Raw genomic sequence first — 26,671 nt, forward strand, 5'->3', positions numbered from 1 at the left:
GAAGAGTGGTAGAAATGAAAAATATAGCAAAAAACACATACTTTATAAAAGGTGGAACGAATACTGGTGTGTATACATACGGAAATAATGCTGTAATAATAGATCCAGGTCTTGCTGGTGCTAGACCTAAAAGGATACTAAAAAAGATAGAGGATGCAGGTTTTGAATTGAAATATATATTAAACACACATGAGCATGATGACCATTATGGTGGATGTGGGCAAATTAAAGAGCAAAAACCATCTGTAATCAACGTATCATCAGCTTATGGAAGTCTTTACATAGAAAATCCAATACTTTTCCCTACATATATAGTAGGTGGAAATAGCTGTGAGATAATGATTAACGCATCTAAGATGAAGGAAAGAGATATAACTACTGTAGATAAGGTAATAACAGAGGGAATATTTGACCTAAATACAGGTGAGTGTATAGAGGATGATGAAAGAACTCTTAGTGAAAACGAGATAAGAGTAGTTGACTTAAAAGGTCATACTGAGGGAAGTATGGGATTTTTAACACCAGATGGAGTATTTTTCATAGGGGATTTACTTGTTGGAGAGGAAATGCTAGATAAATTTGACTTTCTATTTACATTTGACGTTACAAAACAGTTAAAATCATTAGATAAACTTGAAAAAATGGAATACGACAAGATAGTATTAGGACACTCTAGAGAAATTATAACGAGAGAAGAGTCTAAAGCTCTTATAGAAAAAAATAGAGCGGCTGTTATAAAGTATATAAATCAAGTAAAAGAAATTCTATCTAAAGAAGAGTTGGGATATGACAAACTTTTAAAACATATAATAGTAGATAACGACTTAAAGTGTAATTACAAGGAATATCACTTCTTCAAATCAGCACTTGTATCTCTAGTTGCATACTTATTAGACAACGGCGAAATAGATTACAAAATAGAGGATGGAGAATTATTATATTTTTTAAAAGAAAATTAGATTTTAGAAAAAATTATCCTAAAATATGTTAAAATAGACAATGGAAAATTTCAAAAGTTAAAAAAGAATAAAAGAGGAGGGATAATTATGCAGTATGAAGATTGGAAAGCCATACTAGCTCCCTACAACAATGCAGTAGAAGAACTAAAGGTAAAATTCAAAAATATAAGAAAAGAATTTTTAGAAAGAGGAGACTATTCTCCAATAGAATTTGTAACAGGTAGAACTAAAAAAATAGCGTCTATAGTTGCAAAAGCTAAAAAATTAAATGCTAAAGATATAGAAGCTGAAATAGAAGATATAGCTGGTATAAGAATAATGTGTCAGTTTGTTGAGGATATCTATACAATAGTAGAACTTATAAAAAACAGAACTGATATGACAATTATAAATGAAAAGGACTACATAAAAAACTACAAAGAAAGTGGTTATAGAAGCTACCATGTTATTATAAGCTATCCTATAAACACTGTAGACGGATCAAAAGAGGTAACATGTGAGATACAGATAAGAACACTTGCAATGAACTTCTGGGCTACTATAGAACATTCTCTAAAATATAAATACGAACATTATATACCAGATACATTGGCGGTAAGACTTAGAAGAGCAGCAGATGCAGCCTTCTTATTAGACCAAGAAATGGGAGAGATAAGAGAGGATATAATGAATGCTCAGTCTATGTATCGGATGAGAGAATTAGCGGTTAAGGACGTACTTGATAGAATTCAAGAAGTTAGAGAACTAGGATACACAAACAATGCAATACAGTATCAGAGAAATCTCGATATGATACAGAATTCTATGGAAGACGTAAAAGAAATACTACAGCTTAAAGACGAAATAGGTCGCAAAATAGAAGAAATAAAAAATCATAAAATGAAGGAATAAATAATATGAGTTTATATGCAATAGGAGATTTACATTTATCTTCCTCTGTAGATAAACCAATGGATATTTTTGGAGAGAAGTGGCAAAACCACGATGAAAAGATAAAAAATAATTGGGAATCTACAGTTAAAGAAGATGATGTTGTTTTGGTGTTGGGCGATGTATCGTGGGGGACTAAGATGAAAGATGCACAGTCTGACTTTGATATGATACATAATCTTCCAGGACAGAAGTTCTTTATTAAGGGGAATCATGATTATTGGTGGACTACAGCTACCAAGTTGAATAAAATGTACGACGATATGAAGTTTATTCAGACTGGATTTTTTACATATAAAGACTATGCAATCTGTGGCGGAAGAGGTTGGATTTGTCCAAATGAGTTTAAATTTACTGAAGATGATAAGAAAATTTACGATAGAGAAGCGATAAGAATAGAAATTTCGCTTAAAGAGGCTAAAAAGGCTGGATATGAAAAAATAATAGTAATTACACATTATCCGCCGACTAACGACTCTTTGGATAATTCTGTTTTTACAGATTTATACGAGAAATATGGAGTGGAGAGAGTCTATTACGGACATCTTCATGGAGAAGAGTCTTTTAAGACAGGGCTTAAAGGTATTAGAAATGGTATAGAATACAATCTAGTATCTGCTGATTATATTGATTTTATGCCAGTAAAAGTAATGGATTAAGTAAATAGATGGAAAGAGTGAATTAGATTTAAAATGGGTATAAATATAGGTATAGATATAGATGGAACGGTAACGGATCCTTATGGATTTATACCGTTTTTAAATGAAATTTTTGGAAAAAACATAACAAAAGAGCAGTATACTACACTTGATTGGGAGCAGCTTTATGGAACTGTTGAAGGAGATTTTTATATAAACTTTGACAATAATTACAGCTATACATATGAAGCTGCAGAACCAGCAGAATTTGCAGTAGAAGTAATTAAAAAACTTGAGAATTCTGAGGATATAAATGTATATTTTGTAACTGCGAGAAGAGAGTGCTTAAAAGAAATCACTGAAAAATGGTTTGATAAGTACGGTATAAATGCAAACAATATATATTTATTGGGGCCAGTCAAGAAAAGTGGAAAAGCACTTGAATTGGGATGCGATATTTTTATTGAAGACGATCCAAACAATGCTATGGATATAGCAAAAAATGGAATTGATGTTCTTTTGATTGACACAAACTACAATAAAGATGTAGAATGTGATAATATAACTAGGGTAAGAAATTGGAAAGAGATTGATGAATTCATCTCCAATAGACTAAAATAAAGGGGGTAGAAAAAATGGTTTCTTTAAAGCTAATGAATGACAATGGAAAAATACAGGTCAAGAGTAGAGATATAAAAGATTTACTTTTGATGAGCGAGGATATAGAAAAATGTCAGGACATATCAGACACTATAAAAGAAAAAGATATATTAGTATTTGATTGTCAGCTGGCTAAAGATTTATTCTTATCTAATAAATATGATTTAGATCCAATAGTGAGTTCTCTTACAGAAGGGTTAGAAGAAGGATATTTTGATATGTTCTTTGAAGATATAAGAGATTATATAAAAGGTTTTACAGACGAATTTGAAGAGGATTTACAGGAAAAATATGGATTTGACGATGTAAGATGTCATTTTGAAATATACAGTATAGGTCAGGATTTTGATGATTTTAAATTTATACTTTTAGTAGCATTTAAAAGAATTGAAATACAGAAACTAGATAGTATAGTTAAAATAGTTGGAAGAAGACGGCTTTCAGGAGCTTCAAAATTCTATAGTTAGTTAATAAAATGGAATTGACTGCAAGGTTATTATATACCTTGTAGTTTTTTTGTGCCTCAAAAGAAATAAATGCGTTTTATTTCACAAAAATATTAAATATATTTCGTTATATAACGAATATTTATGATAAAATTTCAAAAATATTTTTGTGTAACGTTTTCCTTGGTTGACATATTACTTGATAGAATGATATAATAACCTAGATTTGAACATGAGGGTGTTTATCAGGGGAAAAGGGTAATTTTTTAAATTCATTTGGGAATTTCTATACCCTTCTTTTGGTAAACACCTTTTTTGGGGCGAAAAATAGAAAGTTCATCTAAACCACATTTTGAACTAAGAAAAAAATGGGTAGTAAAGTACTATTGAGTACTTTAAATATTGTCATTATCGCAGTAGGGCGGTAGAAAGGATAGGTAATATATGTTAACAGCTATAACAGGAATAAACTGGGGAGACGAAGGAAAAGGAAGAATGGTAGACCTTCTTTCAGAAGATTACGATGTTGTTGTAAGATACCAGGGTGGAAACAATGCGGGACATACAGTAATAAATGAAAAAGGAAAATTCGTTCTTAATCTACTTCCATCAGGAATATTAAGAGAAGATGTTGTAAATGTTATGGGGAACGGTGTAGTAATAGATTTAAAACATCTTCATGGAGAAATGGGAAGATTAAGAGAAGCTGGAATAAAAATAACTCCAGCAAACTTAAAAATAAGTGATAGAGCTATAATATGTATGCCATATCACGTTCAGCAGGACTGCTTAGAAGAAGAAAGATTAAAAGACGCTAAGTACGGTTCAACAAGAAGAGGTATAGCTCCAGTATACGGAGATAAATACATGAAAAAAGGTATAAGAATGGGAGATCTTCTTGATAGTGAAGAAAGCTTAAAAGCTAAAATAGCAAATATAGTTGAATGGAAAAACCTTATGATAGAAAAAGGTTACGAATCTGAAAAATTAGATGCAGAAGAAATGTTTGCATGGATAAAAGAGTACGGATATGAATTAAAAGATTATATATGTGATACAGGTCTTTTCATAGATAATGCAGCTGCAAATGGTAAAAATGTAATGTTTGAAGCACAGTTAGGTGCTTTAAGAGATATAGACTTTGGTATATATCCATTTACATCTTCATCATCAACTATAGCTTCTTATGCACCAATAGGGGCTGGTGTGCCAAATAGAAAATTAGACCTTACTGTAGGTATAATGAAAGCTTACTCTACTTGTGTTGGTGAAGGACCTTTCACAGCTGAATTATTTGGAGAAGAAGCAGAACATTTAAGAAAAGCTGGTAACGAATATGGTGCAGCTACAGGTAGACCAAGAAGAGTTGGTGGATTTGATGTTCTTGCATCTAAATACGGTGTTAGAATGCAGGGAGCAGATGAAATAGCTCTTACTAAATTGGACGTTCTTTCATACATGGATAAAATACCAGTATGTGTAGGATATACTTTTGAAGGAAAAGAATTAGATGTATTCCCAATAGGGGAAAAATTAGAAAATGCTAAACCAGTTTATGAATATGTAGATGGATGGCATAAAGATATATCTGGTTGCAGAAAATTAGAAGAGTTACCAGAAGCAGCTAGAGAATACATAAAATATATAGAAAAAGCTGTTGGGTGCAAGATAAAATACGTTTCAGTTGGAGCTGAAAGAGAAGAATACATAGTAGTACCAGACTAGTATTTTTGCATCGTTGCAGACAATTTGAGAATAATGGGATATGTTTTGTAAATTTTTACAGGGCATATCCCTATTTAAAAGAAAAACTATAAAGTAAATAAAAACTATATCAAAAAAGAGGAATAGAAGAATGGAAGAAAAGTTAAGAGAAGAATGTGGAGTTTTTGGGATAAGAACCAAAGAAAATGATTCAGCTAGTATGACTCATTCTGCACTTATGGCACTTCAGCACAGAGGTCAGGAAGGTGCAGGAATAGCATCGTTAGTTGGAGAAAAAATAAATTTATTTAAAAATAAGGGATTAGTAAGCGAGGTATTCTCACCAAAGGATATAAGCGACTTAGGAGATGCTGAAGTATCTATAGGACACGTTAGATACTCTACAACAGGCTCTAACTCAAAGGCCAATACTCAGCCAATACTAGCGGAGTATTTAAGGGGAAGGGTTGCAGTTGCTCACAATGGGAATATTGTAAACTCAATGGAAATAAGAAAAGGTCTTGAAAAAGAAGGTTGTATATTTAGATCTACTAATGATAGTGAATCTATAGCGAAATTAATCGCATTTGAAATGCTTACAGAAAAAGATGAATTAAAAGCTATTGAAAAAGCAGTTGAAAAACTAGAAGGTGCATTTTCACTTGTTATAATGACATCTCAAAACAAACTAGTAGCGATAAGAGATGGATGGGGATTTAGACCTCTTTGTATAGGTAAAGGTGAAAGTGGTATAGCTGTAGCATCTGAAAGCTGTGCATTTGATAGTATAAACTATGAATTAATTAGAGATATTGAACCAGGAGAAATGGTCGTAATAAACGAAGACCTTTCTATAGATAGCAAAATGATATTAAATAGAGAAAAAAAGGGCTCTTGTATATTTGAGTATGTATACTTTGCCAGAACAGACTCAAACATAGATGGATTAAATGTATACGATGCAAGAATAAACATGGGAAGAGAACTTGCAAAAGAATTCAAAATAGACGCAGATGTCGTATGTGGTGTGCCAGATAGTGGAATAGAGGCAGCCATTGGATATGCAAAAGAAAGCAATATGCCTTTTGAATTTGGATTTGTAAAGAATAGATACATTGGAAGAAGCTTCATATTCCCAACACAAGAGCAGAGAGAAAAAGCGGTTAAACTAAAATTAAATCCTCTTGCAAGTAATTTAAAAGATAAGAGAGTAATACTTATAGACGACTCTATAGTAAGAGGAACTACAAGTGCTAAGATAATCAAAAATGTAAGACGGGCAGGTGCTAAAGAGGTGCATATGCTTGTATCTTCACCGATGTTCAAACACACTTGTAACTTTGGAACAGATATAGATAGCGAAGAAAATCTAATAGCAAATAAAATGGAATTAGAAGAAATCAGAAAAAGCATAGGCGCTGATTCACTAGGATTTATAAGCATAGAGGGGTTAAAGAAAGCATGTGGAAAATGTTGCAGAGATTTCTGTACAGGATGCTTCGATGGAAATTACCCTCTTATAATAGAAAACTACAGCAAATCACAGTTTGAATAGAAAAAAGGAGGCACTAACTTTGGAAAAGAAAATCAACTTAATTCTTGAAAATGGAAAGATTTTTGAAGGAAAATCTTTTGGACGGGAAAAGGAAATAACTGGCGAAATAGTATTTACTACTGGAATGACAGGATATTTTGAAACACTTACAGACCCAAGTTACTGTGGGCAGATAGTTGTTCAGACATTCCCACTTATAGGAAACTACGGAATAATAGAAGAAGATGCCGAAAGTAGCGGCTCTTTTGTAAAAGCTTATATAGTTAGAGAGTACTGTGAACATCCTTCTAACTACAGATGTGAGGGTACACTTGATGAATACCTTAAAAAGAACGATATACCAGGAGTATACGGTATAGATACAAGAGAACTTACAAGAGTACTTAGAGAACATGGTACTATGAAGGCAAAAATAACTTCTGAACCAGTTAAAGAGACTGAAAAAATAGATGTAGAATACTTTGATATGGTTGAAGCAGTTACTTGTGAAGAGTCATTTACTGATAAAGTGGAAGATGCTAAGTATAACGTAGTATTATGGGACTTCGGTGCCAAGAAAAATATAAGAAGAGAATTATTAAAAAGAGGATGCAATGTAACAACAGTGCCTGCATCTACAACAGCTGAGGAAATAAAAGCATTAAATCCAGACGGAATAATGCTATCTAATGGACCTGGAGATCCAAAGGACAATGTAAAAATAATAGAAGAATTAAAAGAACTATGCAAGGCAAATATACCTACATTTGGAATTTGTTTAGGTCATCAGTTATTAGCTCTTTCTCAGGGAGGAACTACTATTAAATTAAAATATGGACACAGAGGTGGAAATCAGCCTGTTAAAGACCTTTCAACAGGAAGAATATACGTATCAAGCCAGAATCATGGATATGCAGTTGACAATGATGAATTACCTAAAAATGCAGAATTATTATTTACAAATGTAAATGACGGTACTTGCGAAGGAATAAAATACACAGATATGCCAGTATTCTCAGTACAGTTCCATCCAGAAGCTTGCGGTGGACCACAGGATACAGCATATTTATTTGATAGATTTATAAGTTTAATGGAAGGAGTTGAGATATAATGCCTAAAAATAACGACATACAGAAAGTACTTTTAATAGGTTCAGGGCCTATAGTAATAGGACAGGCAGCGGAATTTGATTATTCTGGAACACAGGCTTGTCAGGCTTTAAAAGAAGATGGAAAGGAAGTTATACTAGTTAACTCAAATCCAGCGACTATAATGACTGACAACGCAATGGCTGACAAAATATATATAGAGCCATTAACAGTTACTACATTAAAAAGAATAATAGAAAAAGAAAGACCAGACAGTATACTTTCTACATTAGGTGGGCAGACAGCTCTAACTCTTTCAATGCAGTTAGCTAAGGAAGGATACCTAGAAAAAATGGGTGTTAAGCTTCTTGGAGCAGATCCAGAAACAATAGATAAAGCTGAAGATAGACAGATGTTCAAAGATACAATGCTTGAAATAGGACAGCCTGTAATACCTTCAGAAATAGTTGAAGACCTAGATTCTGCTGTAGAATTCGCAGGAAAAATAGGTTACCCAGTAATAGTTAGACCAGCGTTTACTCTTGGAGGAAGCGGTGGTGGAATCGCAAACGACGAGGAAGAATTTAAAAAGATTGCAGAAAATGGACTTAGATTATCTCCAATAACACAGATATTAGTTGAAAAATGTATATCTGGATGGAAAGAAATAGAGTTTGAAGTTGTAAGAGATGGAGCAGGAAATGCTATAACTGTATGTTCAATGGAAAACTTTGACCCAGTTGGAGTACATACAGGAGACAGTATAGTAATAGCTCCAGCGGTTACACTTGCAGATAAAGAATACCAGATGCTTAGAACAGCAGCTATAAAAATAGTTGATGCTATGGGTGTTGAAGGTGGATGTAACTGTCAGTTCGCACTTAATCCAAATAGCGACGAATACGCTGTAATAGAAGTAAACCCAAGGGTTTCAAGATCTTCAGCTCTAGCTTCAAAAGCTACAGGATACCCAATAGCAAAAGTTGCTGCAAAAATAGCACTTGGATATAGATTAGATGAAATAAAAAATGAAATAACTAAACAGACTTACGCATGCTTCGAGCCAGCTCTTGACTATGTTGTTGTTAAATTCCCTAAATGGCCATTTGACAAGTTTGTGTATGCTAAGAGAGAACTTGGTACTCAGATGAAGGCTACAGGTGAGGTAATGGCTATAGGACAGAACTTTGAAACTGCACTTATGAAAGCTGTTAGAGGATCTGAAAACAAAACAGATTGCTGTACTCTTCCAAAAGTTGCTGCGTATTCAGATGAACAGGTAAAAGAAGCTCTTCATGTATGCAACGATGAAAGAGTATTCGTAATATATGAAGCATTAAAAAGAGGAATATCTTGTGAAGAAATACATGAAATAACAAAAGTAGATAACTGGTTCTTATATAAAATGAAAAACATAGCAGAAGTAGAAAAAGAACTATCTAAAGGAAATGTATCAGAAGCTACTTATAACGTTGCAAAAAGATACGGATTCTTAAACTCTACAATAGAAAGAATAAGTGGAGAAAAAGTAAATTACTCAGCTCCAGCGTCATTTAAAATGGTCGATACTTGTGCAGGAGAATTTAAAGCAGAAACTCCATACTTCTATAGTTGCTGTGATGAAGTAAATGAAGCGGATGAGTTTATAGAAAGAAAAGGAATAAGAGATAGAAAAACTGTAGTAGTTCTTGGTTCAGGACCGATAAGAATAGGACAGGGGATAGAATTCGACTACTCTGCAGTTCACTGTGTATGGGCACTTAAAAAAGCAGGATTTGATGTTGTTATAATAAACAACAACCCAGAAACTGTATCTACAGACTTTGATACAGCGGATAGACTATACTTTGAACCACTTACTCCAGAAGATGTAATGAACGTAATGAATACAGAAAAACCTTATGGAGTAGTAGTTGCATTTGGTGGTCAGACAGCTATAAACCTAACTAAGTTCCTAGAAAGTCAGGGAATAAATGTATTAGGATCTAGTGCAGAAAGCATAGATATGGCAGAGGATAGAGAAAGATTTGATGAACTTCTTGAATCTCTACACATAAAAAGACCACAGGGACATACAGTTCTTACAGAAGATGAAGCCTTAAAAGCTGCAAATGAACTTGGATACCCAGTACTTATGAGACCATCTTACGTATTAGGTGGACAGAATATGATAATTGCATTCGGCGATGAAGATATCAAAGAATACATGAAAATAATACTAAAATCAAACAAAAAGGACAACCCAATACTAATAGATAAATATATGATGGGTGTAGAAGTAGAAGTTGATGCTATATGTGATGGAGAGGATATATTAATTCCGGGAATAATGGAACATATAGAAAGAGCAGGAGTACACTCAGGTGACTCTATAGCAGTTTGTCCTTCATGGAATATAAGTGAAAAACTAAAAGAAAAAATAGTCGAATACTCAAAACAGCTTGCAGTTTCTTTAAAAACTAAGGGACTTGTAAATATACAGTACGTTATATACGAAGGAAAAATATATGTAATAGAAGTAAATCCAAGATCTTCTCGTACAATACCTTACCTAAGTAAAATAACTGGTGTTCCAATGGTTGAGCTTGCAGTTAGAGCAATGCTTGGCGAAAAAATAAAAGATATGGGATTTGGAACAGGGCTATTTAAAGGACAGAAATACTTTGCAGCCAAAGTACCAGTATTCTCATTCGAAAAATTAATAGACCTAGATGTACACTTAGGACCAGAAATGAAATCTACTGGAGAAGTTTTAGGTATAGGTAGAAATCTAAAAGAAGCAGTATTTAAAGGACTAGCAGCTGCTGGATACCATATGGAAAAAGACGGTGGAGTATTTATATCTGTAAAAGATGGAGATAAACCAGAAATAGCAGAAGTAGCTGAAAAATTTGAAAGACTAGGATTTAAATTATACGCTACAGAAGGAACTGCCAAAGTTCTTGAAGAAGAAGGAATGGATGTTACAGTAGTAAATAAAATTCACGAAGACAGAGTAAACAACACAAGTAAGCTAATAGAAAGTGGAGTAGTAAAATATGTAATTTCAACATCTTCTAAGGGTAGAATACCTACAAGAGACAGTGTTAAAATCAGAAGAAAAGCAATAGATTACGCTGTTCCTTGTCTAACTTCAATAGACACAGCAAATGCACTTGCAGAAAGTTTATTAAGTCACTACTCAGAAGAAAATACCAGACTAGTTGATATAAATTCAATATATGTATAAAATTGTAAGTGATGATGAAAACTGCACATATATAATAGAAAACTTAATATATGTGCAGTTTAGAATTTGAACTTATAGAATATTGTGAAATGTATACTTTAAGGGGAGGAAACTAAGATGAAAAAAGGAAAAATGTTATATGAAGGTAAAGCCAAAAGAGTCTATGAAATAGAAGGGAATGATGATTGCTTATTAATATCATACAAAGACGATGCAACTGCATTCAATGGACTTAAAAAAGGACAGATAGACGGAAAAGGTGTTATAAACAACAGAATGGCCAACTTTATATTTAAAAAACTAGAAGAAGAAAAGGGAGTAGAAACTCATTTAGTTGAAGAAATTTCAGATAGAGAAACAATAGTTAAAAAGGTGGAAATAGTACCACTTGAAATAATAGTTAGAAACATAGCTGCGGGTAGCTTTTCTAAGAGATTTGGTGTAGAAGAAGGAACTGTACTAAAAAATCCTACATTAGAATTCTGCTTAAAAGACGATGCACTTGGAGATCCAATGATAAACGACAGCCAGATAATGGCAATAGGTGCAGCTACTAAGGAAGAACTAGACGCTATAAAAGATATGACAATGAAAATAAATGATTTCTTAATAGAGTATTTCAAACAGGCTGACATAGAATTAGTAGACTTCAAAATAGAAATGGGAAGATACCATGGAAGAATAATCTTAGCAGATGAGATATCTCCTGACACTTGCAGACTTTGGGATATAAACACTCACGAAAAACTAGATAAAGATAGATTTAGAAGAGATTTAGGTGGAGTGAAAGAAGCCTATGATGAAGTAATGAGCAGATTAGGAATATAATCTGAACTTATTATATAAACAAAAAGAGTATAATAAAAATTAAAATAAAAATCGGAGGATAATATGAACGAAATATATCAGTCACCACTAACATCACGTTATGCGAGTAAAGAGATGAAACAGCTTTTCTCTAATGACAAAAAATTCCGTACATGGAGAAAATTATGGATAGCACTAGCTGAATCAGAAATGGAGCTAGGTCTTGAAATAACTCAGGAACAGATAGACGAATTAAAAGCAAATCAGGACGATATAAACTACGATGTAGCCGTTGCAAGAGAAAAAGAAGTTAGACACGATGTTATGTCTCATGTTTACGCTTACGGACAGCAGTGCCCTAAAGCAGCAGGTATAATACACTTAGGTGCTACTTCTTGCTACGTTGGAGATAACACAGACTTAATACTAATGTATGAAGGTATGGAACTTGTTAGAACAAAATTAGTAATGGCTATAAAAGCATTATCTAAATTTGCTGATGAGTACAAAAGTCTTCCAACACTTGGATTTACTCATTTTCAGCCAGCTCAGCCAACAACAGTAGGTAAGAGAGCTACATTATGGATACAGGATTTATTATATGATTTAGAAGAAATAGAACACTTCTTATCAGATAAAAAACTTCTTGGATCAAAAGGAACAACAGGAACACAGGCTTCATTCCTTGAATTATTTGAAGGGGATTACGAAAAAGTAAAAGAGCTTGATAAAAAAATAGTTGAAAAAATGGGATACGACAAAGTAATAGCTGTATCTGGACAGACTTACACTAGAAAAATAGACAGCAAAGTTCTTAATATATTATCTGGTATAGCTCAGTCAGCTACAAAATTCTCAAACGATATAAGACTTCTTCAGCACTTAAAAGAAGTTGAAGAACCATTCGAAAAGAAACAGATAGGTTCTTCTGCTATGGCATATAAGAGAAACCCAATGAGAAGTGAAAGAATAGCAGCACTTGCTAGATACGTTATGGTTGATGCTTTAAACCCAGCTATAACAACAGCTACTCAGTGGTTTGAAAGAACATTAGACGACTCTGCCAACAAGAGAATAAGTGTACCAGAAGCATTCTTAGCTGTAGACAGTATACTAAGCTTATACTGCAACGTTGCAGATGGATTAGTTGTATATCCAAAAGTTATAGAACAGAGATTAATGAGCGAACTTCCATTTATGGCTACAGAAAATATAATGATGGATGCTGTTAGAAAAGGTGGAAATAGACAGGACTTACATGAAAGAATAAGAGTACATTCTTTAGAAGCTGGTAGAATGGTTAAGGTTGAAGGTAAGAAAAACGACCTAATAGAAAGAATAGCAGCTGACGAAATGTTTGGTGTTACTCTTGAAGAATTAAACGAAATACTTAAACCAGAAAAATACGTTGGATGCGCACCAATGCAGGTTGAAGAATTCCTAAAAAATGAAGTTGCTCCAGTACTAGAAGCTCACAAAGACGACAAAGAAATGGACAACGAAATAAATGTATAAAAAATATGGGACTGTTGCATAAATTGCAACAGTCCCTTTTTTTAAGAACTCTATTTAGTGATTTAAGTTACGACAGATAAATTCCAAGAGTCCTACTTTAAGCTTTTTAAAATAAAAATATGAACCTTTAAAATATGTTATAGTAATTAATTTATTTATTTATTTGTAAACATTAATAGACTAATAACCAAAAAACCGATTAATATCTACAAATTGATTGTATGTTCTTCAATGAATTTTTTAAATTCATTTATAAGTGGTATTTCATAAGAAGATTTTAAATAAGCCATATATACAATATTTTGCCAGTCTAAGTCTGATATTTCTATAGATTTAACTCCCTTTAGATTTAATGAAGTATTTTCTGGAACTATTGAAATTCCAAAGTCACCAGTTACTAGAGAAGCTATAACACCTAAATCGTCAGTCTTGTAAGATATATTTGCCCGGCATTCTTTCTTGTTTAAATAAGAAGATAGTTTTTCTGAAAGTGTATGATTTTTAGTATAAAGAATGTGATTATATTCTAATGTGTCGTCTATAGAAACAAATTCTTTATCGGCTAGAGGGTGTCCCTCTGGAACTAGAAGTACAGCATTCTGTTTAAATACAGGTGTATACTCTATATTTTTTTCATTTATTCTATTAGAACAGAATATAAAATCAAAATTCTTTGAATATAACCCCTTGATTAATTCCTCAGTAGATTCAGCATCGTAGTAAAATTTAAAGTCGATGTTTTTCCCAGTATGTTCATTTAAAAATTTTCTTGCCAGATCCGGAATAAATGAAGCAGCCATATTTTTATGGAAAGCTATATCTATACATCCTTCCCCTATTTCTGAAAGGTGTATTGAGTTGATGCTTTCATCAATAAGAGCTAAAGCCTTCTCGATATCTGTTAAAAAATTCTTCCCAGCTCTAGTGAGCACTACATTTCTACCTTCTTTTTCAAATAGGCGAATATTAATCTCTCTTTCTAGTGAAGCTATAGCATGACTAAGACTAGGCTGAGTGATTGAGAGCTGCTCAGCAGCTTTTGTGTAGTGTTCGAGATGGGCTAAAGTAACGAAATATTTAAGATGATATAAGTTCATAACAATTTCTCCTTTTTTAAATGTAAAAACAAATTCATCAAATACCTATCTTTTATCCATAGAAAAAATATATAATTGTAATAATTAATTATTTAACATTATAACATAATATGAATAAATTATCTACAAAACTTAAAAATTTAAATGATTAAAATTATGAATTTTAAAAGAGAAATTTATTAAAAACTTGAAAAAGTAAATAAGAAATCGTTATCAATTTTGGTGAAATGAAAAAAATATATAATAATAAAGCATTATAATTTGATAAAAAAAATTCAGATGTAACATATTTTTAGTAAATATGTATGACATCTGAAGTATTTTTTATAATAAATATCTATGATTTATAGTGCCATATTTACTTTTTCTCCGTTTAGTTTAACTATTTTTGCTGGTATTCCAACAACAGTTGCATTTTCTGGCACATTTTTAAGAACTACTGCATTTGCACCTATTTTAGAGTTATCCCCAATTTTTATATTTCCAAGTACTTTTGCACCAGTTGCTATAGTAACGCCATTTCCAACTGTAGGGTGTCTTTTTCCTTTATCGTGTCCTGTACCGCCAAGAGTTACCTGATGAAACATCACTACATCGTCGCCTATTTCAGCGGTTTCACCTATTACAACACCATTTCCATGGTCTATAAATAATCTTTTTCCAATAGTTGCACCAGGGTGGATTTCTATACCAGTAAGGAATCTAGCTACCTGCGATATAAATCTAGCTAAGAATTTTAACCCCAGATTGTTTATAAAATGTGCTATTCTGTGGAAAAATATCGCGTGAATTCCAGGGTAATTTATTATAATACTCAGGGCATTTGTCGCCGCTGGGTCCTGTGCTTTATATGTGTTTATTATATTTCTAAAACTGCTCATGTCTAATCCTCCAAAACCTAATCATAATTTTTTATTTCTTTCTATTTATGTTTCTAACTGCCACTTTAAAAATTACTTGTACAGATTTTTAAAACTTATTTGTATAAATCTGTTGAAAGGTATCTTTCTCCATTATCGGGAGCTATAAATAGAACTTTCTTGCCTTTACCAAGTCTTTCAGCTGTTTTGATTGCAGCTGCTAGTGCAGCACCACCTGAAATTCCAAGCATAACTCCTACATCTGATGCTGATTTTATAGCGTTTGAATAAGCTTCTTCAGATGAAATTTGTTCAATCTTATCTATTAAATCTGTATCTAGTATTGATGGTATAAACCCTGCACCTATTCCCTGAAGTTTGTGAGGAGATGCCTTACCACCTGAGATAACAGGAGATAAATCTGGTTCAACCGCTATTACTTCAATATCTTTGTAGTTTTCTTTAAGTACACTTGCATTTCCTGTTAATGTGCCTCCAGTACCGACACCAGCTACAAATGCATCTAAGTTTTCAAAGTCTTTTATGATTTCTATTGCTGTGGAGTTTTTGTGAGCTTCTGGATTAGATTTATTATTGAACTGATCAAACATTTTGTATCCTCTAGCTTCTACTAATTCTTCTGCTTTTGCAATAGCTCCATTCATTCCAAGTTTTCCTGGAGTTAGAACTATTTCTGCGCCATATGCTTTTAAAATCTTCTGTCTTTCTATACTCATAGTATCTGGCATAACCATAACAGCCTTTAATCCATTTGCAGCTGCAGCCATTGCAATTCCTATTCCTGTATTTCCACTAGTAGGCTCTACTATTGTATCTCCCTGTTTAATAGTTCCATCAAGTAGCATTTTTTCCATTATAAATGCTGCAATTCTGTCTTTGATTGAACCTCCAGGATTGAAGAATTCAAGCTTTCCGTATATTTCTGCGCTATTTTCTGATTCAAATTCCTTGAATCTAAGAACTGGTGTATTTCCTATAGTTTCAGTTATTTTGTTGTATATTATAATATTTTCCTCCGTCTGAGCCAATTGCTCTATTATTTTTATTTGAATTTTGTTTTGAAATTTTTAAAATAAAGATATTTTGCTTTTGGCGGAATAAGACAGTCTAAAAAAATTATGATTATCTTTTGAAGAATTGTAGATTCACATCTGTTTGATTGATAATTCTAGATTTGATTGGATTTTTGACATTAAAAAACTGCTTCCATAAAATATACTCGTAAAAGAGCAAAGGCTAAAATATATCTAAAGGGGATGATATGCAAAAATTATTATCAGGCCTGCTACGAGTATTTATTTTTTATGAAAACAGCATTAGAAATCTATTTAATCAATAGATTTGAAATTCAATTTTAAAAAATTTTATCAAATTAAAGAGTAACACCGTTTTTAGAGAAAGTCAGAGTCCCGCCATAAAAAATACTGTTATTTAATTGTTTTGAATTGTAGCAACAACAACAGCAACACATAGCATGACCATTCCTTTCTTTTCTAAAATTTATCTATTTAAGATATGTGTTATCCTTACTTTAACTTGATAATATACCTAAATCTAAAATATGTCAAGATAATAAAAAAAGAAAGTGTAGCAAAAGCCACACTTTCAAAAAAATTTCAAAGTAAAATCAAAATACAATTAGTTTATAGAGTTTTCTGATCCTAGAACGTTATCTATTTTGCTTTCTACAACAGCCTGTATAGCGTCTTTACCAGCACCTAAGTATTTTCTTGGGTCGAACTGAGATGGGTTTTCAGCTAAGTATTTTCTTATAGCTGCAGTCATAGCTAATCTTAAGTCAGTATCCATGTTTATTTTGCAAACTGCCATTGAAGATGCTTTTCTTAACATGTCAACTGGAACACCTTTAGCACCAGCTATATTTCCACCGAATTCGTTACAAGTAGCAACTGATTCCTGATCAACTGCAGAAGCACCGTGAAGTACTATTGGGAATCCTGGTAATCTGTTCTGTATTTCTTCTAATATGTCGAATTTTAATTCAGCTTCACCTTTGAATTTGAAAGCACCGTGAGAAGTACCTATAGCTATAGCTAATGAGTCAACTCCTGTTCTTTCAACGAATTCAACTGCTTCATCTGGGTCAGTGTATTTGTGTACATCTGAGCTAACTTCATCTTCAACACCTGCTAATACACCTAATTCAGCTTCAACAACAACTCCTCTTTCGTGAGCGTAGTCAACAACTTCTTTAGTAACTCTTACGTTTTCTTCGAAATCGAAGTGAGATCCGTCTATCATAACTGAAGTGAATCCAGCATCTATACAAGATTTAACTGTTTCGAAGTTTGGACCGTGGTCTAAGTGAAGAGCAACGTCTACACCTATTTCATCAGATGCAGCTTTTACCATTTCAACTAATGTATGAGGTCCAGCATACTGTATAGCTGATTTAGAAGCCTGTATCATAACATATGAGTTTTTAGCTTTTGCTCCTTCTAATACACCCTGTAACTGTTCTAAGTCACTTATGTTGAATGCACCTATAGCGTATCCACCTTCATAAGCTTTTTTAAACATTTCTTTAGTAGTAATTAAAGCCATTTTTAAATTCCTCCTATAAACTTTTAAAAATTTATCCATCAAATATATTATACAGAGAAAAACAAAAAAGGTATAGACTAAATTGAAAAACAGTACGTTGCAAACATTTTCTTTTTGAAAAAAATTTAGAGTTAATATTTTTTATGATATTTTTATAGATTTTTTATAATAAAATTTTGAAAATCTGATTATTGCTTGAGATAAACGGATTTTTTTCTGTTAATTGAAGATAAAAAATGATAATATTAATATATTATGATTTAAGCGAAGAATATACGATGATGTAAATAAAAATTGAAAAAGGAGGGAAAATTTTGGCTAAGAAACAAAGAGTAGACAAGGTGTTATCTAACTTAGGCTATGGAAGTAGAGCTGAGCTTAAAAAATTCTGTAAACAAGGGCTTGTTTTTGTAAATGGAAAAGCAGTTTCTAATCCAGGGCTTCAAGTAGATACTGATATAGATGAAATAGTGTTCAACGGAGAAAAGATAAACTACAGAGAATTTATATATCTAATGATGAATAAACCAGATGGATATATTTCTGCGACGTTTGATAAACACGATCCAATAGTGCTTGATTTAATAGACGATGAGTATTTAGTGTTTGAGCCATTCCCAGTTGGAAGATTGGACAAAGATACTGAGGGACTTCTTGTGTTGACTAACGATGGGCAGCTTGCACATAGAGTATTATCACCTAAAAAGCATGTTCCAAAAACATACTATGCAAAAATAGATGGAAAAGTAACTGAGGAAGATATTGAGGCATTCAAGCAGGGCGTAACTTTGGACGATGGATACGAAACTATGCCTTCAGAGCTTGTAATATTAAAATCTGATGATATTTCTGAGATAGAACTTACAATACACGAAGGAAAATTCCATCAGGTTAAGAGAATGTTTGAAAGTGTTGGAAAAACAGTGGTATATTTAAAAAGACTTTCTATGGGAGCTTTAAAACTAGATGAAACTCTTGAATTAGGTGAATATAGAGAGCTTACAGATGAAGAAGTTAAATTAATAGAAGTAAGAGAATAAGTTGTTTAGACAATTTGATAAATTATAAAAAATATAATCGAATAATAGGAGGTAACCGTGAAAAAGAGAGATATAATCGAATTTGAAATCGGTAAAATGGAATTTGGCGGAGTGAGTATAAGCCAGTACGGAGATAGAAGAATAAAGATGAAAGGCGGAATAAAAGGACAGAAAGTTAAAGCTGCTGTTAAAAGAACTGGAAGAGGTAAGGCAGATGTTAAAATGGTAGAGCTTTTAGAAAGATCTCCAATAGAAACTGCGGAAGTTTGTCCTCACTTTGAAGGTTGTGGTGGATGTACTATGCTTTCTGTAGATTACTCAAAACAGCTTGAAATAAAAGAAGAACAGGTACTTGAACTATTTGAAGATGCTGGAATAAGAGGATTTGAGTTTTTAGGTGTTCAGGGAAGTCCTGACAATGTTGGATACAGAAATAAAATGGAATACACTTTTGGTGATGAAGTAAAAGGTGGACCACTTACACTAGGACTTCACAAAAAAGGTAGACATATAGATATACAGACAGTTGACGGATGTATGTTAGTTGATTCTGATTTCAACACAATATTAAAAGAGTCTTTAGCATTCTTCCAGGATGCAGAGTTACCATACTACAGAGTAGTAAACCACGAGGGATATTTAAGAAATCTTGTAGTTAGAAAAGGTATACACACAGATGAAATAATGGTAAATATAGTAACATCATCTCAGTGCGAGTTTGATATGAGCAAATTTGCTGATATGATAAATGGATTAGAATTAAAAGGAAATGTAGTGAGCATACTTCACACTATAAACGACGGACTTGCAGATGCAGTTCAGTGTGATGAGATGAGAATATTATACGGTGTAGATTATCTACACGAAGAGATATTAGGGCTTAAATTTAAAATATCTCCATTCTCATTCTTCCAGACAAATACAAAAGGTGCAGAGCAGCTTTATACTATAGCTAGAGATTTTATTGGAGATCACTCTAATAAGGTTGTTTTCGACTTATACAGCGGAACAGGCTCAATAGGTCAGTTAATGGCAGAAAAAGCTAAGAAAGTATATGGTATAGAGATAATAGAAGAGGCTGTTGTTGCAGCTAATGAAAATGCTAAGTTAAATGGATTAGACAACTGTGAATTTATTGCTGGAGATGTTAAGGATACTGTTAAGAGCTTAGATGTTAAGCCAGATTTAATAATTGTTGACCCTCCAAGACCAGGTATACACAAGCAGGCGATAAAAGATATATGCGATTTCGGTGCTAAAGAGATAGTGTATATTTCTTGTAATCCAAAGACTTTAGTTGATGATTTAAAAGATTTTATAGGTTATGGATATATGCCAGAGAAGGTTAAGTGCATGGATATGTTCCCTAATACGCCACACTGTGAAAGTGTTGTAAAATTATACAAAATAATGAATATGGCATGTCAATGCTAATATAATTTATATGTTAATATCTCTCGAGGATTGAAGGAATAGACAAACTCCTCTCCAGCTTCGACGTGTGTATAGGTAAAATGTTTCGGTGTAAAATTTTCGCACGTCTCCAGATTGTCGAGTGAGTTGTCTATATCCTTCAATCTATTAAGTTAGATATTATTCCTATAAAATAGAGGAGACAATTTAGGTACTCGTTGTTATGACGGGGACCTTTTTGGTATAAGTTTATTGAAAAAAGAGGTGTAAAGATATGAGTAATGAATTACTAGATAATTTAGATAAGCTGCATACAACTGAGCTTGGAATTATGAGAATAAAAAGAAACTTATCTTTGGATATAAGAGATATTGTTGAGTGGTGTAAAGAAAAAATTAGTCTTTCAAATGCTCAAATTATAAGAAAAGGAAAAAATTGGTATGTAACTATTGATAATTGCATTATTACGGTAAATGCTAATAGTTATACAATTATTACTGCTCATAAGTTAAAATGAAGAATTATTCTATAAGAAAACTAGACGCATTTTCAGTTATTGGTAAGGAAGTAGAACTTACGAATTACCAAAAAAGGAATATTGAGATTAGTACGCAGTTTTGGAGAAAGTTTAATAGTAATTTGAAGAAATCATATCTTTTACAATCAGGAAATTGGGTAAAATATGCTTTTATGGAAAGAAGAAATGGAAAACTTTATTATTTTTGTTCTATTCCCAAGAATACTGTTATACCAGACAACTTTCTGTATAAAGAAATACCATCTTATAAATATTTGGTCACTGAGCATGTCGGTGCTATGGAGAAAATATATGAAACATATAGAAAAATTTATCATGAAATTATTCCTAATACACCATATACCCTTATAAAAAATATTATTCTGCACTTTGAAAAATATGATTATCGTTTCCGTTGGAATAGAGATAATTCAGTTATTGAAATTTGGGTACCTATTCAAGATTAAAAAACAATTTTATATCCCTACATACAAAGCAGTTAGTCTTAGGATTGACTGCTTTTTATATTTTATAGTATATAAAAGTAAAAGCTAATATAATTTGTTATTATTCGTGTTTTTAGAATTTACCTAATACACCTCACTATGAAAGTGTTGTTAAATTATACAAGATAATGAATATGGCATGTCAGTGCTAATATATTTATAGGTTAATATCTCTCGAGGATTGAAGGAATAGACAAACTCCTCTCCAGCTTCGACGTGTGTATAGGTAAAATGTTTCGGTGTAAAATTTTCGCACGTCTCCAGATTGTCGAGTGAGTTGTCTATATCCTTCAATCTACCAAGTTAGATATTATTCCTATAAAAAAGAGGATACAATTTAGGTACTCGTTGTTATAACGAGTAGCTTTTTATAATTAAAAAATAATTTTATTATATAAATATACTATACTTTTGTATATATAATTAATTTACTTTATATTTATTCTTCATCATCTACAAATTCAAATAATTCTTCTACTGGAACATTAAAAACTTTTGCAATATCCATAGCTAGTTTTAAAGAAGGGTTATATCGACCATTTTCTAAATGTAAAATAGTTTCTCTTCTAGCTGATACAAGTTTTGCTAAGTCAGATTGTTTCATTCCGGCACTTTCTCTATATTCTTTTATTTTAGTTTTTAACATATAACTACATTCCCTTCTTATCAATAATTGTAAAAATAGTAGCTCTTATTATAGTTAAAATTACAATACCACCAACAACAAAATATCCGGCAAGTACACCATTAAAATCAACAAATATACAAGCAAGTGTTTCAATAGCCATTAGCATAAAAGCAAATTTCAAACATACTGAATCAGTTGTTTTTAAATTTTCACTACCAAACTCATCAAATATACAATTTTTCTTTTCAAAAGAATGTTGCCAATATACGAGAAATATAGATAGAACTAAAGTTACTGCGTGTAGGTATCTAAAAACTGGATTATAGCCGTTTACTGTGCATAATGCATAATAGATAAATAATAGTATAGCTGGCACAGATTTAAAGAATAACCACATTCTTAAATTAACCTCTTTTTTCATAGTTTTAGATTTCATAATATACACCTCCGATGTTATAAATATATAACTTTTGTTGTTATAAATATATAACATTTAGTATATAAAGTCAATAAAAATGTGAAAAATATATAACATTTAGTATTGTTAGATATATTTAATATAATTGGTGGTGTCAAAAATAAACCAACACTAGTTTTTTGATTGTAGTAGATTTATCTAATTGATATAATAGTAGATACAAAGAAATGTACAAATTAAATTTGAAAGGGTGTATGAAAATGGCAATTTCAAATGTAAATACAACTATCTACAAAGACATTCAAAAGGTTTGGGATATTGTTCTAGATGTTGGTAAATATAGCATATGGCGAAGCGATTTGAGTAAAGTAGAAATAATAAATGACAATCAATTTATTGAGTATACAAAAGATGGATATGCTACTACATTTACTGTTACTATTTTAGAACCTTATAAACGTTGGGAATTTGATATGGAAAACAGTAATATGAAAGGGCATTGGATAGGTGTATTCAACTCAAAAGAAAATAAAACACAAATTGATTTTACAGAGAATGTTATACCTAAAAAATGGATTATGAAACCTTTTATAAAATCTTATTTAAAAAAACAACAAATGCAATTTATTAATGATTTAAAAAAAGCTATAGAAAAAAATAAAGACATTTAAGTTTAGTTATCATTTTTTAGTATAATATAATATTATCCATATTTTTAGAATTTACATAGTACATTGTACTATGTATCAGTACTAATATAAAAATATAAAGGCAAGATAATAACTACTATTTGATCATGGAATACGATAAATTGTTGTATCTGTTAAATGTATGGCATTTCAAATAGTTGCTATCTAATAGTTATGTATCTTGCCTTTTAGTTTTTTATTAATTATATAATTTTATTTAGATAAAGTTATGAAAGCATAAATATCTAACTATACTTTTCTGATATACCAATCAATAAAGTATCTATTGTATCTAACAATTCAGATTTAACTTTATCCGGATTAGAAAAAGCATTTCTTAATTGTAGAGTTGTATAACCATGTATCATTCCAGTTATCATATTTAATATTTTAAGTGTGTCAGCTTTATAAAAACCACATGATTCTATAAGTGTAGTTAGCAATGAAAGATAATTATTAAAAATATTTTCTGTTTCTTTTGTGCCATTCCAAGATGCCCATTGAATTGTTTCATAAACTCCGGGATGTTCAATCATATAATTTAGATATTCAACAGAAATAGATTTAATGGATTCTTTTCCAGTTTTTCCAATTACAACTTTTAACATTCTTTCATTCATTATACGCATACCATTATGAGCAACCTCTAAAAGAAGAGAGTCTAAACTTTCTATATGATTATATAAAGATGGTGTACGGATATTTAGTTTTTCAGCAACTAATTTTAGAGAAACGTTGTGTAATCCTTTTTCATCAACTAACTCTGACGTAATTTTTATTATTGACTCTTTAGTAGTTTTCATATTATAAACCTCTTTAATAATAAATTTATATAAATGCAATTTTAACTAATCAAATTAGTTAAGTCAATAAATATATTAGAAAAAATATTTTATTTCATTGACTTTTGCAGTATAAGAAATTAAAATACTAATAAGATTAGTTAAAATACTATTTATAATAGTTGTTAGGCGGAGGAAATTACATGTGTACAAGATTCGTTTATAATGGTGTAGATGAAATTATTGGTTTTAATTTTGATATAGATCTTTCTGTATGGAATCATAAAGTTATAAAAGAAGAAGACATATTTTTTATTGGAATAAAAATGCCTGATGGTATTTATCATTCTTTTCATGGAATAAATAAAAATGGTAATGTTGGAACCCTTCTTTATGTTCATGGTAATGAGAAGGCAAAATATATTGATAATGGTAATTGTATTACAGTATCTGATTTAACAGAAAAATTTATCAAAGGAGAAGTTTCTTTTGATGATGCTCTAGAAATAGTTAAAAATAAAAAAATTACTTATGCTAAAGATGCAACAATGCAAGCTATGCTTTCTGATAAGAATGGGCGTGTTCTAATTATTGAGCCTGGAATAGGATATAAATATGAGAAAGAAAAATTTTCTCTTATTACAAATTATTCTATATTAAATCCAAATATAACAAGAGAGTATATTGTTCCTGGTGATGATAGATATGAAGTTGCTAAAGAAATATTAAATAAATCAGATGAAAAATTTTCAGTAGAAGATGCTTTTAATGTATTGAAAAATGTTTCTCAGAGTGGAATATGGGCAACAAGAGTATCCTTTGTTTACTCTATAAAAGAAAATAGAGTTTACTATGTATTAAATAATGAGTTTGATAATATATCTGAATTCCAATTTTAATACTGTATCGATTGAATGCTAAAAGGTATTATAAATTAAAATTGTAGTTTAAAATATATAAACAAAAATACCAAGTTTTATTGTCAAAAATATTGACAATAAAACTTGGCGATGTTATATTATAAATACAAAGAAAACTTGTCAAAAAGACAAGGTAGCTTGGAAAGGAGAAATGTTATGAGCAGAGATGAAATTTTAAGAAAAAGTCGTGAACAAATGGAAGATGAAGGTGTTATCTATGCAGAAAATACTGGAAGAAGATATGGGTTTATTGGGTTAAGTATAACACTTGCAGCATATATGATTTTAGTACTATTTAATGGTGGAAACTATTGTATACCAATGAGCTTTTGGTGCGCTTTTACAGGATCAGAATGTATTGGAAGATATAAGAGTAACTCACAAAAGAGTGAACTTTTGGGTGGTATTATATTATGCTTATCTGCAATTGCATTCTTTTTAAGTTACGTATTGAGAGATTTATTGAAGGTAATATAAGATATGAAGAAAAATATGAAGAATGATTTAATATTAAAAAATAGATTAAAAGTAGCTCGTGCAGAAAAAAGTCTTTCACAAAGTGAACTTGCTGAAATGATAGGTGTATCAAGAAATACTATTAGTTCAATTGAAACAGGACAGTTTAATCCAACAGCCAAATTAGCATTGATTCTATGTATTGCATTAGATAAAAAGTTTGAAGAATTATTCTATTTTGAAGAACAATTTGAATAATAAAAATAATAGTTAATTTTAAAAGGTAGATGTTTATATAATAATCTACCTTTTAGTTTGTAAAAATATATTATGAATTAAAAAATAGCTTGAAAATCATTTTAATTGAACTTACAATTACTTTATCAAGCTTGATAATGATTTTATAAAGAGGTGTTAAAATGATTATTGAAGAATTTGAAAATATAAAAATAGCATACATGCGTAGGGTAGGAGAGTATGGAAAAGAGAATAAAAAATTAATGGAAATATTTAAGGAATATTTAAAAGAGAATAGATTATTTGATGAAAATACTGTCTTAGTTGGTATTGCTTTAGATAATCCAGCAGAAACACCAACAACAATGCAAAGATATGATGTTGGTATTATAGTTAGAGATGAGTTAGATTATGATTTACCTATTCGTGAAATTGCAAATGGAGAATACGCTATATTTGAAGTTCCTCATACAAAAGAAGATATTATGCACTTTTGGAAAAATATACAGAATATAACAGCTAATTTACCAGTAGATACTTCAAAACCAATAATTGAGAGATATTCAAACTATAAAATTAATTCACAGTTATGCGAATTCTGTATTCCTTTAAAATAGAAAAGGGGACTTTTTATAAGATAATTAATACAAAATATAATATTTATATAATCAGAAAATTTAAACAATATATAGATTATAAAAAATCAAAGTGATATAATAATGACAAATAATAAACTATTAATGAGGGGGAAATCTTATGTTTAGTGAATTAAATAAAAAATGGTATACAACTGTAATCGTTGAAAGTACAGAAGGACTAGAAGACCTTGCTAAAAAAATTGAAGAGGCTTCTGAAGAAATGCTGAAAAAACATACTTTCAAGCTAGTTACTTTTTCAATGGTTGGGACAGATAAAGCTATATTAGTATTTAAAAGATAATATATAGGTACTCGTTGGTGTGACGGGTACCTTTTTTAGTATGACGGGCATGCTATTAATCTGTGGTGAAAGT

At 31.2% G+C, this 26,671-nt stretch carries 28 protein-coding genes; 21 read left to right on the forward strand and 7 right to left on the reverse strand.

The features are described 5' to 3' along the window. Positions 1 to 14: 14 nt before the first annotated feature. From DWX74_RS06345 to purB, 11 genes are all read left to right on the forward strand, one after another. The gene (locus tag DWX74_RS06345; protein ID WP_118549221.1) at positions 15 to 959 is read left to right on the forward strand and encodes an MBL fold metallo-hydrolase; all 945 of its coding nucleotides are present in this window, start codon (positions 15 to 17) and stop codon (positions 957 to 959) included. A gap of 87 nt (positions 960 to 1,046) precedes the next feature. Then, positions 1,047 to 1,850: a GTP pyrophosphokinase gene (locus DWX74_RS06350; RefSeq protein WP_118549222.1), complete on the forward strand. Its 804-nt coding sequence runs from the start codon at positions 1,047 to 1,049 to the stop codon at positions 1,848 to 1,850. 5 nt (positions 1,851 to 1,855) lie between these two features. Further along, entirely contained in the window at positions 1,856 to 2,548 is a 693-nt protein-coding gene (locus DWX74_RS06355) for a metallophosphoesterase (protein WP_118549223.1), read from the forward strand. A gap of 33 nt (positions 2,549 to 2,581) precedes the next feature. After that, complete coding sequence (locus tag DWX74_RS06360) at positions 2,582 to 3,148, forward strand: 5' nucleotidase, NT5C type (protein ID WP_118549224.1); 567 nt, start codon at positions 2,582 to 2,584, stop codon at positions 3,146 to 3,148. Between the two features lie 14 nt (positions 3,149 to 3,162). After that, positions 3,163 to 3,654 (forward strand): hypothetical protein, encoded by a 492-nt coding sequence (locus tag DWX74_RS06365; RefSeq protein WP_118549225.1) that lies wholly within the window; start codon positions 3,163 to 3,165, stop codon positions 3,652 to 3,654. Positions 3,655 to 4,077: 423 nt separating this feature from the next. Further along, a complete protein-coding gene (locus DWX74_RS06370; protein ID WP_118549226.1) occupies positions 4,078 to 5,358 on the forward strand; it encodes an adenylosuccinate synthase in 1,281 nt (426 codons plus the stop codon). Between the two features lie 130 nt (positions 5,359 to 5,488). Then, positions 5,489 to 6,892 (forward strand): amidophosphoribosyltransferase, encoded by a 1,404-nt coding sequence (gene purF, locus DWX74_RS06375; protein ID WP_118549227.1) that lies wholly within the window; start codon positions 5,489 to 5,491, stop codon positions 6,890 to 6,892. A 19-nt stretch (positions 6,893 to 6,911) separates the two neighbouring features. Continuing rightward, positions 6,912 to 7,982: a carbamoyl phosphate synthase small subunit gene (locus tag DWX74_RS06380; protein WP_118549228.1), complete on the forward strand. Its 1,071-nt coding sequence runs from the start codon at positions 6,912 to 6,914 to the stop codon at positions 7,980 to 7,982. Next, on the forward strand, positions 7,982 to 11,188 hold the full coding sequence (carB, locus tag DWX74_RS06385; protein ID WP_118549229.1) for a carbamoyl-phosphate synthase large subunit: 3,207 nt from the start codon (positions 7,982 to 7,984) through the stop codon (positions 11,186 to 11,188). The genes DWX74_RS06380 and carB overlap by 1 nt, the downstream gene beginning before the upstream one ends. A gap of 117 nt (positions 11,189 to 11,305) precedes the next feature. After that, on the forward strand, positions 11,306 to 12,016 hold the full coding sequence (gene purC, locus DWX74_RS06390; RefSeq protein ID WP_118549230.1) for a phosphoribosylaminoimidazolesuccinocarboxamide synthase: 711 nt from the start codon (positions 11,306 to 11,308) through the stop codon (positions 12,014 to 12,016). 63 nt (positions 12,017 to 12,079) lie between these two features. Continuing rightward, positions 12,080 to 13,510: an adenylosuccinate lyase gene (purB, locus tag DWX74_RS06395; RefSeq protein ID WP_118549231.1), complete on the forward strand. Its 1,431-nt coding sequence runs from the start codon at positions 12,080 to 12,082 to the stop codon at positions 13,508 to 13,510. A 206-nt stretch (positions 13,511 to 13,716) separates the two neighbouring features. Here the strand turns inward: purB and DWX74_RS06400 are convergent, their stop codons facing one another. From DWX74_RS06400 to fba, 4 genes are all read right to left on the reverse strand, one after another. Further along, complete coding sequence (locus DWX74_RS06400) at positions 13,717 to 14,607, reverse strand: LysR family transcriptional regulator (RefSeq protein ID WP_118549232.1); 891 nt, start codon at positions 14,605 to 14,607, stop codon at positions 13,717 to 13,719. A 344-nt stretch (positions 14,608 to 14,951) separates the two neighbouring features. Further along, on the reverse strand, positions 14,952 to 15,488 hold the full coding sequence (gene epsC, locus DWX74_RS06405) for a serine O-acetyltransferase EpsC (RefSeq protein ID WP_118549233.1): 537 nt from the start codon (positions 15,486 to 15,488) through the stop codon (positions 14,952 to 14,954). A 95-nt stretch (positions 15,489 to 15,583) separates the two neighbouring features. Beyond that, on the reverse strand, positions 15,584 to 16,492 hold the full coding sequence (cysK, locus tag DWX74_RS06410) for a cysteine synthase A (protein WP_199647588.1): 909 nt from the start codon (positions 16,490 to 16,492) through the stop codon (positions 15,584 to 15,586). Positions 16,493 to 17,126: 634 nt separating this feature from the next. Then, on the reverse strand, positions 17,127 to 18,053 hold the full coding sequence (fba, locus tag DWX74_RS06415) for a class II fructose-1,6-bisphosphate aldolase (RefSeq protein ID WP_006440584.1): 927 nt from the start codon (positions 18,051 to 18,053) through the stop codon (positions 17,127 to 17,129). A 314-nt stretch (positions 18,054 to 18,367) separates the two neighbouring features. On the opposite strand from fba, the gene DWX74_RS06420 reads away from it, so the two are divergent. The 4 genes from DWX74_RS06420 (at position 18,368) to DWX74_RS06435 (ending at position 21,490) form a co-directional block, all read left to right on the forward strand. After that, the gene (locus DWX74_RS06420) at positions 18,368 to 19,093 is read left to right on the forward strand and encodes a pseudouridine synthase (RefSeq protein WP_118549235.1); all 726 of its coding nucleotides are present in this window, start codon (positions 18,368 to 18,370) and stop codon (positions 19,091 to 19,093) included. A gap of 57 nt (positions 19,094 to 19,150) precedes the next feature. Further along, positions 19,151 to 20,527 (forward strand): 23S rRNA (uracil(1939)-C(5))-methyltransferase RlmD, encoded by a 1,377-nt coding sequence (gene rlmD / locus DWX74_RS06425; protein WP_118549236.1) that lies wholly within the window; start codon positions 19,151 to 19,153, stop codon positions 20,525 to 20,527. A 253-nt stretch (positions 20,528 to 20,780) separates the two neighbouring features. After that, on the forward strand, positions 20,781 to 21,023 hold the full coding sequence (locus tag DWX74_RS06430; RefSeq protein ID WP_118549237.1) for a DUF3781 domain-containing protein: 243 nt from the start codon (positions 20,781 to 20,783) through the stop codon (positions 21,021 to 21,023). Beyond that, positions 21,020 to 21,490: a GyrI-like domain-containing protein gene (locus DWX74_RS06435; protein ID WP_118549238.1), complete on the forward strand. Its 471-nt coding sequence runs from the start codon at positions 21,020 to 21,022 to the stop codon at positions 21,488 to 21,490. The genes DWX74_RS06430 and DWX74_RS06435 overlap by 4 nt, the downstream gene beginning before the upstream one ends. Positions 21,491 to 21,968: 478 nt before the next feature. Here the strand turns inward: DWX74_RS06435 and DWX74_RS06440 are convergent, their stop codons facing one another. After that, positions 21,969 to 22,175, reverse strand: a complete 207-nt coding sequence (locus tag DWX74_RS06440) for a helix-turn-helix transcriptional regulator (protein WP_118549239.1) — start codon at positions 22,173 to 22,175, stop codon at positions 21,969 to 21,971. A gap of 4 nt (positions 22,176 to 22,179) precedes the next feature. Next, complete coding sequence (locus DWX74_RS06445; protein WP_118549240.1) at positions 22,180 to 22,593, reverse strand: hypothetical protein; 414 nt, start codon at positions 22,591 to 22,593, stop codon at positions 22,180 to 22,182. Between the two features lie 242 nt (positions 22,594 to 22,835). Between DWX74_RS06445 and DWX74_RS06450 the strand changes: the two genes are divergently transcribed. After that, positions 22,836 to 23,246 (forward strand): SRPBCC family protein, encoded by a 411-nt coding sequence (locus tag DWX74_RS06450; RefSeq protein WP_118549241.1) that lies wholly within the window; start codon positions 22,836 to 22,838, stop codon positions 23,244 to 23,246. 263 nt (positions 23,247 to 23,509) lie between these two features. Here the strand turns inward: DWX74_RS06450 and DWX74_RS06455 are convergent, their stop codons facing one another. Then, complete coding sequence (locus DWX74_RS06455) at positions 23,510 to 24,067, reverse strand: TetR/AcrR family transcriptional regulator (RefSeq protein WP_118549242.1); 558 nt, start codon at positions 24,065 to 24,067, stop codon at positions 23,510 to 23,512. Positions 24,068 to 24,249: 182 nt separating this feature from the next. Here DWX74_RS06455 and DWX74_RS06460 point away from each other — a divergent pair, with 182 nt between their 5' ends. From DWX74_RS06460 to DWX74_RS06480, 5 genes are all read left to right on the forward strand, one after another. After that, on the forward strand, positions 24,250 to 24,945 hold the full coding sequence (locus tag DWX74_RS06460) for a conjugal transfer protein (RefSeq protein WP_118549243.1): 696 nt from the start codon (positions 24,250 to 24,252) through the stop codon (positions 24,943 to 24,945). 177 nt (positions 24,946 to 25,122) lie between these two features. Then, entirely contained in the window at positions 25,123 to 25,443 is a 321-nt protein-coding gene (locus tag DWX74_RS06465; protein ID WP_118549244.1) for a DUF6442 family protein, read from the forward strand. Between the two features lie 15 nt (positions 25,444 to 25,458). After that, a complete protein-coding gene (locus tag DWX74_RS06470) occupies positions 25,459 to 25,680 on the forward strand; it encodes a helix-turn-helix transcriptional regulator (protein WP_040410641.1) in 222 nt (73 codons plus the stop codon). Between the two features lie 161 nt (positions 25,681 to 25,841). After that, on the forward strand, positions 25,842 to 26,276 hold the full coding sequence (locus tag DWX74_RS06475; protein WP_118549245.1) for a GyrI-like domain-containing protein: 435 nt from the start codon (positions 25,842 to 25,844) through the stop codon (positions 26,274 to 26,276). Positions 26,277 to 26,415: 139 nt separating this feature from the next. Continuing rightward, complete coding sequence (locus DWX74_RS06480) at positions 26,416 to 26,598, forward strand: hypothetical protein (protein WP_118549246.1); 183 nt, start codon at positions 26,416 to 26,418, stop codon at positions 26,596 to 26,598. The last annotated feature ends 73 nt before the right edge of the window (positions 26,599 to 26,671 follow it).

The sequence above is a fragment of the Peptoclostridium sp. AF21-18 genome, assembly GCF_003478825.1.
Classification (GTDB): Bacteria; Bacillota; Clostridia; order Peptostreptococcales; family Peptostreptococcaceae; genus Peptacetobacter.